This window comes from Roseobacter cerffii (genome assembly GCF_054226325.1).
This window is the reverse complement of sequence record NZ_CM135757.1, coordinates 2,662,823-2,674,399: the sequence shown is the minus strand read 5'-3', so window position 1 is coordinate 2,674,399 and position 11,577 is coordinate 2,662,823. Positions and strand designations below refer to the sequence as shown.

The window sequence follows — 11,577 nt, the reverse complement described above, 5'->3', positions numbered from 1 at the left end:
ACCGCGACACCGGCCCATGTTTCTATGCAGCAATTTCATCGAATTTATCGACAAACCGAGGCAATCCGGCGCGTCAGATGATCTCGTCTTCGTCGAACAGCGGATCGCGTTCGAGCTGGCTGGCAAGGTCTTCGACGGTGTCTTCCGCCGCACGCGGGCTGAGGGCGGCAAGGTGAAAGATCGCGTCGCCCTCGTTCACAACGGGCAGGATCGCGCGGCCAATGAGGATCCCCGCAGCGGGTGCCTGCAGATCGGTCTCGGTGCCCCCGAAAGGATCGGACACGGTCGCCAGCACATCGCCGTCCTGCACCATCTCGCCCTCGGCGCGGAAGGTGCGCAACAGCCCGCCCGCGGGCGCGCGCAGCCAGGTGGAGCTTTCGCAGATATGCGGCGTGGCCTTGGCGGGGGCGATGCCCTTGGCAGCCAGCATCGACAGGTTGCGCATGACGCGCAGGATGCCCGCGACGCCCGCGCGCACCGCCATCTCGTCAAAGCGCAACCCTTCGCCCGCCTCGTAGAGCAGCACCGGCGTGCCACGCTCCGCCGCCTCGGCGCGCAGCGAGCCTTCGCGCAGCGGCGAGGTCAGCACCACCGGCGCGCCGAAGCTCATCGCCATATCGCGGGTGGCCCGGTCACCTGGTGAGACCCGGATCTGCGGCAGGTTGGTGCGGTGGATCGCGGCGGAGTGCAGGTCGATCCCCACATCGCAGCGCAGCACCACATCGTTGAGAAAGATATGCGCCAGCCGCGCGCCCAGCGAGCCCGAGCGATGCCCGGGGAAGCAGCGGTTCAGATCCCGCCGGTCCGGCAAATAGCGCGAGCGGTTGAGAAAGCCGAAGCTGTTGACCACGGGCACCACGAGCAACGTGCCGCGCAGGGTTTTCAGCTGCGGCGCGCGCAGGAGCCGCCGCACGATCTCCACGCCGATCACCTCGTCGCCATGCACCGCGGCCGAGACAAACATCACCGGCCCCTCGCGTTTGCCGTGATGCACCTGGACCGAGAGCGTGACCGGTGTGTGATCGGGCAGGGTAGAGACGGGCAGGTGGACGGTTTCGACGCTGCCCGGCTTGATGCTTTGTCCCGCAATATCAAAGGGCTGGCGCGGCATTCTCTCAGCTGTTGCCTTGCCCCGAGAAGCGCGCCGCATCCGCTGCCGCGCGCCGGATCGCGTTGGATTTGTGCACCGTCTCCTGATACTCCAGTTCCGGGTCGCTGTCGTAGACGACGCCGCCGCCCGCCTGGATGTAGAGCGTCTGATCTTGCACCACGGCGGTGCGCAGGGCGATACACATGTCCATGTCACCACCCGCGCTGAAGTACCCCACACCGCCGCCATAGACACCGCGCTTTTCCGGCTCCAGCTCGTCGATGATCTCCATCGCGCGCACCTTGGGCGCGCCCGAAACCGTGCCTGCTGGCATGCCCGCAAAAAACGCGTCGAGCGCGTCCTTGTCGTCGTGCAGCTCGCCCACCACGTTCGACACGATGTGCATCACGTGAGAGTAGCGCTCGACGATGAATTCCTCGGTCGGGCGCACGGTGCCGATCTTGGCCACGCGGCCCACGTCATTGCGGCCGAGATCGAGCAGCATCAGATGCTCGGCCAGCTCCTTCTGATCCGCCAGCAGGTCAACCTCGAGCGCGCGGTCTTCTTCGGGCGTGGCACCCCGGGGCCGCGTGCCCGCGATGGGGCGGATCGTGACCTCATTTCCGAAGACGCGCACAAGGATTTCGGGGCTGGCGCCCACCACCTGAAAGCCGCCGAAATTGAAATAGAACATGAAGGGCGAGGGGTTGGTGCGCCGCAGGGAGCGATAGAGCGCGAACGGGTCCTGCTGGAAACTCTGCGCCCACCGCTGCGCGGGCACCACCTGGAAGATGTCGCCCTTGCGAATATACTCCTTGGCCGTCTCGACCGCCTGCTTGTAACCCTCGTGGGTGAAGTTGCTGACCGGGTCCCCGGGCGGCTCCGCATCCCCCAGATCGCGCGTGGCCATCGGCATCGCGCGCTCCAGATCGCGCACCGCATCCATCACCCGCTCCGCCGCCTGCGCGTAAGCGGCCCGCGCGGATTGCCCGTCGCTGACCCAGGCAGGGGAGACCACGGTGACTTCACCCTTCACCCCGTCGAGCACCGCCACCACGGACGGGCGCAGCATCACCGCATCGGGCAGGCCCAGCGGGTCGGGGTTGATGTCAGGCAGGTGCTCGACCAATCGCACCATGTCATAACCGAGATAGCCAAAGAGCCCGGCGGCGGCCTGGGGCAGATCATCGGGCAGGTCGATCCGGCTCTCGGCCAGCAGGCTGCGCAGCGTATCGAGCGGGTTGCCCTCCTGCGGTGTGAAGGCATCGGCATCATAGCGGGCAGAACGGTTGATCTCGCTTGTGGTGCCATTGCAGCGCCAGATCAGGTCGGGCTTCATACCGATGATCGAATAGCGCCCGCGTACCTCGCCGCCCGTGACGGATTCCAGCACAAAGGCGTCCTTCTGCGCGCCCGTGAGCTTGAGCATCAGCGAGACGGGTGTGTCGAGGTCGGCAGCCAGCCGTGTATAGACGATCTGGTTGCGGCCCTCGGCATAGGCCGCCTCGAAGCGGTCGAACTCGGGGGTCAGCGCCATGGTCAGGGGAAGTTCACATGCACGGCCTGCAGCGCCTGCGGGTTGATCTGCGGATTGGCCCGCAGCGTCACATCGGCGCCGTAGATCTCGAAGATGTCCTGTGACAGCGCCTGGTTGGCCTGACCGCTCAGTTGCGCGCGCAGCGCTGTGGTTTCGTCATCATCCTGCGGACCTTCGATGGCGTCGAGCCGCACCACAACGATGGCGCCTTCATCCGGCTGCACCGAAACGTCGCCGACCTCCATGTCGAAGACCTCGGCCATGAAGCCCGCCGGTGTGCCGCCAACGAAATCACTGCGCAGGAGGTCATCCTCTCGCACGGCATCCATACCCAGCTCGGCAAAGGCAGTGCCCTCGGACAGCTGCGGCAGTTGCGGCTCGAGCTGTGCGGTCAGCTGCGTCTCGACTTCGGCCGCGCGCCAGTGCTCCAGCACGTCCTCGCGCACGTCCTCGAAGGGCGCAGGGCGCGGCGGCAGGGTCGCATCAAGGCGTAGCGCGAAGAGCCCGCCGTCTTCCAGCTGGGCAATCTCAGGGAAGTCCTCGGTGGTCACAGCCTGGGCGGCGCGCCGGAACGCCTCGTAGGCGGCTGTGCCCTCTGCGGTCTCGCTGCTCCAGTCGATCTGCGACAGCACCATATCAGTATCATTGGCCAGCTCTTCCAGCGTGGCACCACCGGCCAATAGATCATCAAGGCTCTCGGCCTGCGCTTCCACAAGGCGGCGGGCGCGGTCGGCGGCAACCTCCGGGCGCAGGATCGCCTGCGCCTCCTCGAAGGAAACGAATTGTTCGGGCAGAACCGCGTTCACCCGAAAGAGCGCGGGGCCAAGCGAGCTTGGCAGCGGGCCCACCACATCACCGACAGAGGCTGCAAAGACCTCTTCGCCCGCCGCGCCAAGATTGGCCTCGGTCACGTCGCCCAAATCGATATCCGCCAGATCGAGGCCGCGTTCGGTCACCAGCGTTTCAAAATCCTCACCCTCGGCCAGCCGCGCAGCCGCCGCCGTGGCGCTGGCGTCATCGAGATAGGCCAGGCGCTCAACCAGACGTCGTTCCGGCTGATTGAATTCGGCATCCCGCAGGGTGTAGGCCTCGCGCAGATCGTCTTCGGAAATCTCAACCTGATCGATCATCGCGTCGGGGCTGAGCAGCGCATAGGTGATCTGCTTGGTCTCGGGCAGGGTAAACTCGGCGATATTGGCGTCATAATGCGCTTGCAGCGTGGCCTCATCGGGCGTGGCAATGGGCTCGGCCAGATCGGCTTCGGCCAGCCGCGCCCACGTAAAGCTGCGCCGCTCGGCGACATAGCTCACCAGCGTCTCCGCATAGGCATCGGGCATGACCACGCCGCTGAGGATCGCACCCTGCATGAGGGTGCGCGACACCTCCTCGCGCAGCTGCGTTTCGAACTGCGCTTCTGTAATGCCGTTCTGCTCGAGCGCAAAGCGATAGCCTTCGCGGTCGAAGCTGCCATCGACCCCGCGGAAGGCGGAGATTTCCAGAATGCGGTCGCGCAGGTTGGCATCGCCGATCGACAGCCCGATTTGGGCCGCCTCGTGATCGAGCGCCCGCTGAGAAACGAGGCGCTGCAACACCGCCCGGTCGAGCCCGATGGCCTGGGCTTGCGCAAAGGGCAGCACCTGGCCCGTCTGCTGCTGTACGGCTTGGATCTCCTGTTGCAGCTGGCGCGCGTAATTGTCGACCGACACCGGCATATCGCCAACCGTGCCGATGGTGCGAATGTTGCCGCTCAGGTTCGTCGCCCCAAAGCCGCCCAAAGCCAGGATCAGCAGGCCGAGCAGAATCCAGACGGCGGTTTTCGAGATGCTTGAAGAGCCTTTGGCCATGTCACTCCCTTGCGCTGTCGCGCCTCACGTTTTGCCGTTCTGTCTATGCGCAGCAAGCCCCAGGGGCAAGGGGCCTCACAGGCTGTTGTCCAGCGCCTGAAGCCGGTCGAACAGCACGCCGATCCCGGCCCGGTCGAGATTGGCAAAGGCGATGCGCAACTGGCCTGCGCCGGTGGTGTCCTCCTCGGGGCAGAACATGGTGCCGGGCAGGCAGAGGATGCTTTGCGCGCGCACCAGATGGCGGGCCAGATCGTCGGAAGCCATCTCGAAAGGATGCTGCATATAGGCGAAATAGGCGCCGAGACCGAGCAGCCGCCATCCTCGGGTCTCGAGCGGGGCAAATCCGTCGGCAATCGCAGCCCGACGCGCGAGGATTTCGTCGCGCTCGCCCGCTAGCCACTGGCGCAGGTTCTGCATGCCCCAGAGGGCCGCGTGCTGGCCGATCTGGCCGGGGCAAATCGCGACCGTGTCGAGGAACTTCTCCACCTCGGCCAGCCGCGCAGTGCCCGTGGCCATCGCACCCACCCGGTGGCCCGTCAGGCGATAGGCTTTGGAGAAAGAATAAAGGTGGATCAGGGTCTCGGGCCAGCTTGGGTCCTGAAAGAGATCGTGCGGCGCGCCGTCCTGCGCGTGAAAGTCGCGGTAGGTCTCATCGAGGATCAGCGCAATGCCACGCCGCTGTGCCAGCTCAAAAAACGCACGGATCAGCGCAGCAGGATATTCAACACCCGCCGGGTTGTTCGGCGAGACCAGCGCAATCGCCCGGGTGCGGGGCGTGATCAGGGCCTCGGCGGCGTCGGGGTCAGGCAGCAGCGCGTCGTCGGTCCTCAGCGGCACGCTGCGCACGCCGGACATATCCAGCCACATCTTGTGATTGAAGTACCAGGGCGTCGGCAGGATGACCTCATCGCCTTCCGTGCAGAGCGTCGCGATGGCCGCGGCGAAGGCCTGGTTGCAGCCCGAGGTGATCGCGACCTGATCGCCCGTAACCTCGCCCCCATAGATCCGCATGGTCTCTGCCGCGAGCCCGTCCCGCAGCTCCGAAAGCCCCAGCACCGGCCCGTAAAGGTGCGCGTCATCCCGGTTGAGCGCCACATCGGCCATGGCCTGGCGCAGGGCATCGGGGGGCGGGTCAACCGGGGCGGCCTGGCTCACGTTGATCAGCGGGCGGTCGGCGGGAAAGGTGACCCCGTCCAACCAGCGGCGGGCCTCCATCACGGGGGGGGCAAAGGTGGCGGCGGTGCGCGTCATGCTCATCGGTTGGGTCCTGTCGAGGGGTGGCGGGGGGACCGCCGGGTCAGCCCTAGGGGGCTGGGGATCAATCGGTGCCGCGATAGGGCTCCACATATTGCAGCGCCATGTCCCAGGGGAAGAAAATCCACGTGTCCTGGCTGACACCGGTGATGAAGGTGTCGACCTGCGGCTCCCCCGACGGTTTGGCATAGACTGTCGCGAAATGGGCCTTGGGATAAAGGCTGCGCACCAATTCCAGCGTTTTGCCGCTGTCGACCAGGTCGTCGATGATCAGAATGCCGGTGCCATCCCCCATCATCTCCTTGTTTGGCGCTTTCAGCACCTCCGCGTCGCGGCGTTGGTCTGCCTTGCCGCCGCCTGAATGATACGACTTGACGCTGATCGTATCGACGGTGCGAATGTCCAGCTCGCGGGCGACGATCATCGCAGGCGCCATGCCGCCCCGGGTGATGGCCACAACGGCGCGCCACCCGCCGTCATCGGGACCTTGGCCATCCAGCCGCCAGGCCAGCGCGCGGCTGTCGCGGTGCATCTGGTCCCAGCTGACGTGAAAGCCCTTCTCATGGGGCAGGCGGCTTGGGTCTTTGTTCATCGTCTTACCTTTCAGTCAGCAGCCGTATCCCCAACGCGCCGAGCAGCGTGGCAGCAATACGGTCGAGTATGGGTTTGGCGCTCATGTAGCCGCGCCGCGCTGGCGGGCTCGACAGGAACAGCGCGATCAGCCCGTAGAACAGAACCTCCAGCACGAAGTGATTGACCACGATCACCGCGATGTCCCGCGCCGCCAGGCCCTGCGGGAAGACCACGACAATCACCGCCGCTGCAAAGAGCATCGACTTGGGATTGCCCGCGTTGATGAGGAGGCCGGAGAGGAAGGCGCGGCCTGTGGGGCGTTCGGTCTCGCCCACAGGGTCGCGCGCGTGGCGCCAGGTCTGGATCGCGATCCAGATGAGATAAAGCGCACCGCCCACCTTCAGGATGGTGTAGGTCCAGGGAAAGAGGCGAAAGAGCCCTTCCAGACCGAGCAGGGCCGCCAGCGTCCAGCAGGCCGCCATGAACCCGAGGCCAACGCCCGTTGCGAGGCCCGCCGCGCGGCCCGCGGCGACGGTGGTCTTGATGGCGTAGAGCAGGGCGGCTCCCGGACTGGCCAGCGCCGCAAGCAGCACGAGGTTGAAGGCGATGAGAGAGTCGATGGTCATAAGCTACCCCGCTGCGATACGTGCTCCGAAAAGGCCAAGTACGGCGCCAAAGCAGCGCTCGGCCCGTGTCTTGATCTGGGCGTAGATCCGGCGCGGTCTGCTCCGGGAAAAGACGGTTGCAAGGCATGCGTACCAGCCCGTCTCAACCACAAAGATCACCGTGAGGATCAGGACCGCGTCCTGCCACGTCATGCCCTGCGGAATGATCCCGGTGAAGACAGCGGCGAAATAGGCGAGCGCCTTGGGGTTGGCCAGATTGCACCACAGACCGAGCCAAAAGGCCTGCCACCCGCTGCGCGGCGCCCCTGCCTGTGCCTCTGGCAGGGGCTCGGACGCATGGCGCCAGAGCGAGATCCCGATCCAGATCAGAAAGAGCCCGCCGACGATGCGCAGCCCGGTCTGCACCCATGGCATGAGTTCGAAGACCAGCGACAACCCGGCCAGCGCGGCCATTGCCCAAAGCAGCACACCACATGTGAGCCCGAGGTTCAGCAGCAGGGCCGGGCGCAGCCCTTCGCCAGCTGCCGTGCGGATGGTGAGTATCGCTGCCGGGCCGGGGCTCATCGCGAGCATGAGCTGCAAAACCACCAGACCTGCGAGGGCGGCGAGCGTCATTCCTTGGCCATATCCGGTGCGTCCACCGCCTTCATGCCCACCACGTGATAGCCCGCGTCCACATGCAGGTTCTCGCCGGTGGTGCCCGAGCCCAGATCGCTGAGCAGGAACAGTGCGGCCTTGCCCACATCTTCGGTGGTCACATTGCGGCGCAGCGGCGAGTTGTATTCGTTCCACTTCATGATGTAGCGGAAGTCGCCAATACCGCTGGCGGCGAGCGTCTTGATTGGCCCGGCGCTGATCGCGTTCACGCGAATGCCGTCCTTGCCGAGGTCTTCCGCCAGATACTGCACCGAGGCCTCCAGCGCAGCCTTGGCCACACCCATCACATTATAATGCGGCATCACCTTTTCAGCGCCATAGTATGTCAGCGTGAGGCAGGAGCCGCCCTCGGTCATCAGCTTCTCGGCTCGCTGCACCACAGCGGTAAAGGAATAGACCGAGATATCCATCGACAGCGCGAAGTTCGCACGGCTGGTGTCCACATAGCGGCCACGCAGCTCGTTCTTGTCCGAAAACCCAATGGCGTGCACGATGAAATCCAGACGACCCCAGCGCTCTTTCAGCGCCTCAAAGAGCGCATCAATCGAGGCCTCATCGCCCACGTCGCAGGGCAGCACGATGTCGCTGCCCAGCTGGGCCGCCAGCGGGTCGACCCGCTTTTTCAGCGCCTCGCCCTGGTAGGAAAACGCCAGCTCCGCGCCCGCCTCCGCACAGGTCTTCGCGATCCCCCAGGCGATGGATTTGTCGTTCGCGAGCCCCATGATAAGGCCGCGCTTTCCCGCCAGAAGATCGTTTCCCATGGAAGTCCCTCGGTTGTCGTATGGTCGTCTCCGACCTTTAGGCGATTGCGCGGGGACCATCAAGGCAGCTTCATGATGCGGCAGGATGCCTCTTGACCTTTCCGCGCATTCGCCCACTTGCTGCAGCGGACGCCGAAAGAGGACACGATGGACAGCAGAAGCGGAAAGTTTGAAGGCGACGACCCGTTCCAGATCGCGCAGCGCTGGCTGGACGAAGCGGAGGCGAGTGAGCCCAACGATCCCAACGCGATCGCGCTCAGCACCGTCGATGCCGATGGTCTTCCTAACGCGCGCATGGTGCTGCTGAAGGAGATCGAGGCGGGCGCCTTTGTCTTCTACACCAACTACGAAAGCGCCAAGGCGGGCGAGCTGGAGAGCGCCGGCAAAGCCGCTTTCGTCATGCACTGGAAAAGCCTGCGCCGCCAGATCCGCGTGCGCGGGATCGTCGAGAAGGAAGACGGCCCGCAGGCCGACGCCTACTTTGCCACGCGCTCGCTCAAGAGCCGCCTCGGCGCCTGGGCCTCCAAGCAGTCACAGCCGTTGTCGAGCCGCGCGGCGCTGATGGCTGAGGTTGCCAAGGTGACCGCAACCAAGGGGCCGAACCCGCCGCGGCCACCGTTCTGGGGCGGCTTCCGGATCACGCCGGTCGAGATCGAATTCTGGGCCGACGGGGAGTTCCGTCTTCACGATCGCTTCGTCTGGCGCCGGGCCTCGCCCGAGGCCGACTGGTCCGTCACACGCCTGAACCCCTGATCTGAAAAAAGCGCAGTCTCAATAAATTCACTGTTTGTCAGAGCACAGGAATCTGTGCATAGATCAGAGGTGCCTTTCTATTTCAGGCATTTACGGGTGGCAATTCAACCTCAGCTAGAATGTCCGTGAAAATCACGACGGCGTGATGCTTGTGCGGGGCGCATTTCGGCGTTAGGCGATAAAATTCGACCCGTCTTTCTTGTTTCAACTTGAAACAAGAAAGTTAATTCGCGCAAGACTGTGCTAGAAGGCCGTACGACGACTGAAAGAAGACGAGTGAGCGATAGCGAAGACATATCTTCCCCGGTGACGGGTCTGGTTAAGTGGTTTGATCCGGTAAAAGGGTTTGGCTTCGTGGTCTCGGACGCGGGTGGTCCCGATATTCTCTTGCATGTGAATGTCTTGCGGAACTTCGGCCAGAGCTCGGTCGCCGATGGCGCGCGCGTCGAGCTGCAGGTGCAGAAAACCGAGCGTGGCGTCCAGGCGACACAGGTGCTGGCACTGATGCCGCCGCAGGCCGGTGAGTCGGTGGGTCTCTCGGATATCGCGGCGCTCGATCCCGCGGTTGTGGCCTCCGCCCCGCTCGAGCCCGCACGCGTGAAATGGTTCGACAAGGGCAAGGGGTTTGGCTTTGCCAATGTCTTTGGACGCCGCGAAGACATCTTTCTGCACATGGAAGTGCTGCGCCGGTCCGGCCTGTCGGATCTGGCCCCCGGAGAGGCGCTGGCCCTGCGGGTGATCGAAGGCAAGCGCGGTCACATGGCGGCCGAAGTCTTCGCCTGGGAAGCGGCACTGGATACGCCCGCCTCATGATCCTGCGGGTTGCGGCCTGTCTCGTCATCCTGGCCCAGGCGGTCGTCGCCGAGACCTGCCGCGACGATGCGGTCTATCTGAAAGGCGATTGGGGCGAGGCCCGCTTCGCGGTCGAGATCGCCGATGACAATGCCGAACGCGCGCAGGGGCTCATGCACCGCGAGCACCTGCCATCCTCGGCGGGCATGCTCTTTGTCTATGATCAGCCACAGCGGTTGTCCTTCTGGATGCGCAACACGCTGATCCCGCTCGACCTGATCTTCATCGATCAGACCGGCGTGGTGAAAACCGTGCATCATTCCGCCCAGCCGCTCGATGAAACCCCGATCCCCGGCGGGCCCGACCCGCTGACCCATGTGCTCGAGATCAATGGCGGTCTCGCCAAGGCCATGGGCATCGACGTGGGCACCCTCGTGCGCCATCCGACATTTTCACCCGATGCGGCGCAATGGCCCTGTTAGGGGTTTTCAAAGCGGCAGACCCCGTCTAAAGAGTGCGTCGTCGGAGCGTGGCGCAGCCTGGTAGCGCACCTGTTTTGGGTACAGGGGGTCGGAGGTTCGAATCCTCTCGCTCCGACCACTTCCAAAGCTCATTGGTTGGTTGGCTGGCCCAGAAGCTCTTGTGCCTTGCGCAGTCTGACGGCCACGGCGCCTTTGGGCTGGCCTTTCGCCGCCGCCTTGAGCATTGCGTGCACCTGCGCCGCATAGGCCGGATGCTGGTGCGCAAGCTGGGCCGCAGCATAGAGCGCCCAGGCGCGGATCAGTGTTTTCGAAGAGATCGCCGCGCCGTGGAGGTATGCGACCATGTCATCCGCTGCCGCTGCCGGGATCGGCAGGTCATCCACCATCTGCAAGACATGCAACTGCGCCTCCCAATAGGTGAAACGGGGCAGCAGGATGTAAAGCCGGGCGCGCTGGTCTTCGGAGAAGGCGGCCTCACCCTGCTCGCAATGATGCTTGATCAGCCACGTCGCAGCGCTTTCCATCTCCGCGTCACCGGCGGCTGTCATCAGTCTTGAAGCAAAACCGTCCGTATCATGATGCGCCTGATAAATGGCGGTGATGGCGCTGGCTGACTTACGGTCCCAGTTGCGCATCTCGGTGTGCAACGGGTCGGGGTCGTCTGGCGTCACAGGTGGCGCATCCATCGGCATGAGGCTAGTGTTCCGCGTCCCTCGTACAGTTGCAAACCAGAATCGCGGGCGCTCTCTGCTCCGAAATCCAACAAAACGGGGCGATGCAGCCGGACACTATATCTGGTGGTCATCTGTGCGTTCGCTCGGATGCCTCACCATATCTGGGGAGGGCGAAAACCGAAAATATTCGGCAGCGACACAAAAATGTAACATTTCGTGAGTACTGCGCGCGCACCGCGCCTCAAGTCCCGATTATCGCGTGAGTTGAACCGTTAACGGCGGCGATCTGTGGATAAACTCACCCAATGCATCAGCGGCGCGGGCTAAGCCAGCCAAACCATTTGGAAAAATGTAAAGGTTCGGCCAGACAGCGGAAAGGCCCTGTTTGGGGATATTAACCGGCTGTTAATCTGTTGAATCACGCGTTTGTGTGCGCTGACCAAAACGGCTTTTGCGTCAAGCCGGGAAACTTCAAAAAAATCCTAAAAATTTCGTTGACCCACTAGGGCAAGATACGTCAGGTTGTGGAGGCCG

At 64.1% G+C, this 11,577-nt stretch carries 12 protein-coding genes and 1 tRNA gene; 4 read left to right on the top strand and 9 right to left on the bottom strand.

All coding sequences use genetic code 11. The features are described 5' to 3' along the window. Positions 1-73: 73 nt before the first annotated feature. From ACVC7O_RS12970 to fabI, 8 genes are all read right to left on the bottom strand, one after another. The gene (locus ACVC7O_RS12970; RefSeq protein WP_458322542.1) at positions 74-1,111 is read right to left on the bottom strand and encodes a succinylglutamate desuccinylase/aspartoacylase family protein; all 1,038 of its coding nucleotides are present in this window, start codon (positions 1,109-1,111) and stop codon (positions 74-76) included. 4 nt (positions 1,112-1,115) lie between these two features. Further along, positions 1,116-2,627 (bottom strand): anthranilate synthase component I, encoded by a 1,512-nt coding sequence (trpE, locus tag ACVC7O_RS12965; RefSeq protein WP_458322541.1) that lies wholly within the window; start codon positions 2,625-2,627, stop codon positions 1,116-1,118. A 2-nt stretch (positions 2,628-2,629) separates the two neighbouring features. After that, positions 2,630-4,471: a peptidyl-prolyl cis-trans isomerase gene (locus tag ACVC7O_RS12960; protein ID WP_458322540.1), complete on the bottom strand. Its 1,842-nt coding sequence runs from the start codon at positions 4,469-4,471 to the stop codon at positions 2,630-2,632. Positions 4,472-4,546: 75 nt separating this feature from the next. Continuing rightward, entirely contained in the window at positions 4,547-5,728 is a 1,182-nt protein-coding gene (locus tag ACVC7O_RS12955; RefSeq protein ID WP_458322539.1) for an aminotransferase, read from the bottom strand. Positions 5,729-5,789: 61 nt separating this feature from the next. Further along, a complete protein-coding gene (gene gpt / locus ACVC7O_RS12950; RefSeq protein ID WP_299671081.1) occupies positions 5,790-6,317 on the bottom strand; it encodes a xanthine phosphoribosyltransferase in 528 nt (175 codons plus the stop codon). A gap of 4 nt (positions 6,318-6,321) precedes the next feature. Beyond that, positions 6,322-6,924, bottom strand: a complete 603-nt coding sequence (locus tag ACVC7O_RS12945) for a LysE family translocator (protein WP_458322538.1) — start codon at positions 6,922-6,924, stop codon at positions 6,322-6,324. 3 nt (positions 6,925-6,927) lie between these two features. Beyond that, the gene (locus ACVC7O_RS12940) at positions 6,928-7,539 is read right to left on the bottom strand and encodes a LysE family translocator (protein ID WP_458322537.1); all 612 of its coding nucleotides are present in this window, start codon (positions 7,537-7,539) and stop codon (positions 6,928-6,930) included. Beyond that, positions 7,536-8,342, bottom strand: coding sequence for an enoyl-ACP reductase FabI (gene fabI / locus ACVC7O_RS12935; protein ID WP_458322536.1), 807 nt, complete (start codon positions 8,340-8,342; stop codon positions 7,536-7,538). Before fabI ends, ACVC7O_RS12940 begins: the two co-directional genes overlap by 4 nt. Before the next feature lie 147 nt (positions 8,343-8,489). On the opposite strand from fabI, the gene pdxH reads away from it, so the two are divergent. The 4 genes from pdxH (at position 8,490) to ACVC7O_RS12915 (ending at position 10,487) form a co-directional block, all read left to right on the top strand. Continuing rightward, a complete protein-coding gene (gene pdxH, locus ACVC7O_RS12930; RefSeq protein ID WP_458322535.1) occupies positions 8,490-9,095 on the top strand; it encodes a pyridoxamine 5'-phosphate oxidase in 606 nt (201 codons plus the stop codon). Between the two features lie 276 nt (positions 9,096-9,371). Beyond that, positions 9,372-9,908 carry a cold-shock protein gene (locus ACVC7O_RS12925; RefSeq protein ID WP_458322534.1) on the top strand — a complete coding sequence of 179 codons (537 nt, stop codon included), beginning with the start codon at positions 9,372-9,374 and terminating at the stop codon, positions 9,906-9,908. Then, positions 9,905-10,369, top strand: coding sequence for a DUF192 domain-containing protein (locus tag ACVC7O_RS12920; RefSeq protein WP_458322533.1), 465 nt, complete (start codon positions 9,905-9,907; stop codon positions 10,367-10,369). Before ACVC7O_RS12925 ends, ACVC7O_RS12920 begins: the two co-directional genes overlap by 4 nt. Before the next feature lie 41 nt (positions 10,370-10,410). Next, positions 10,411-10,487, top strand: a tRNA-Pro gene (locus tag ACVC7O_RS12915). A 10-nt stretch (positions 10,488-10,497) separates the two neighbouring features. On the opposite strand, the gene ACVC7O_RS12910 is transcribed toward ACVC7O_RS12915, so the two are convergent. Further along, positions 10,498-11,061 (bottom strand): hypothetical protein, encoded by a 564-nt coding sequence (locus tag ACVC7O_RS12910; RefSeq protein ID WP_458322532.1) that lies wholly within the window; start codon positions 11,059-11,061, stop codon positions 10,498-10,500. Between the last annotated feature and the right edge of the window lie 516 nt (positions 11,062-11,577).

Excerpts from the sequence above, each read along its gene's own strand:
- ACVC7O_RS12945 (WP_458322538.1), bottom strand. The coding sequence starts at position 6,924 with ATGACCATCGACTCTCTCATCGCCTTCAACCTCGTGCTGCTTGCGGCG.
- ACVC7O_RS12940 (WP_458322537.1), bottom strand. The coding sequence starts at position 7,539 with ATGACGCTCGCCGCCCTCGCAGGTCTGGTGGTTTTGCAGCTCATGCTC.
- ACVC7O_RS12920 (WP_458322533.1), top strand. The coding sequence starts at position 9,905 with ATGATCCTGCGGGTTGCGGCCTGTCTCGTCATCCTGGCCCAGGCGGTC.
- ACVC7O_RS12910 (WP_458322532.1), bottom strand. The coding sequence starts at position 11,061 with ATGCCGATGGATGCGCCACCTGTGACGCCAGACGACCCCGACCCGTTG.
- fabI (WP_458322536.1), bottom strand. The coding sequence starts at position 8,342 with ATGGGAAACGATCTTCTGGCGGGAAAGCGCGGCCTTATCATGGGGCTC.
- ACVC7O_RS12970 (WP_458322542.1), bottom strand. The coding sequence starts at position 1,111 with ATGCCGCGCCAGCCCTTTGATATTGCGGGACAAAGCATCAAGCCGGGC.
- ACVC7O_RS12955 (WP_458322539.1), bottom strand. The coding sequence starts at position 5,728 with ATGAGCATGACGCGCACCGCCGCCACCTTTGCCCCCCCCGTGATGGAG.
- pdxH (WP_458322535.1), top strand. The coding sequence starts at position 8,490 with ATGGACAGCAGAAGCGGAAAGTTTGAAGGCGACGACCCGTTCCAGATC.
- ACVC7O_RS12960 (WP_458322540.1), bottom strand. The coding sequence starts at position 4,471 with ATGGCCAAAGGCTCTTCAAGCATCTCGAAAACCGCCGTCTGGATTCTG.
- trpE (WP_458322541.1), bottom strand. The coding sequence starts at position 2,627 with ATGGCGCTGACCCCCGAGTTCGACCGCTTCGAGGCGGCCTATGCCGAG.
- gpt (WP_299671081.1), bottom strand. The coding sequence starts at position 6,317 with ATGAACAAAGACCCAAGCCGCCTGCCCCATGAGAAGGGCTTTCACGTC.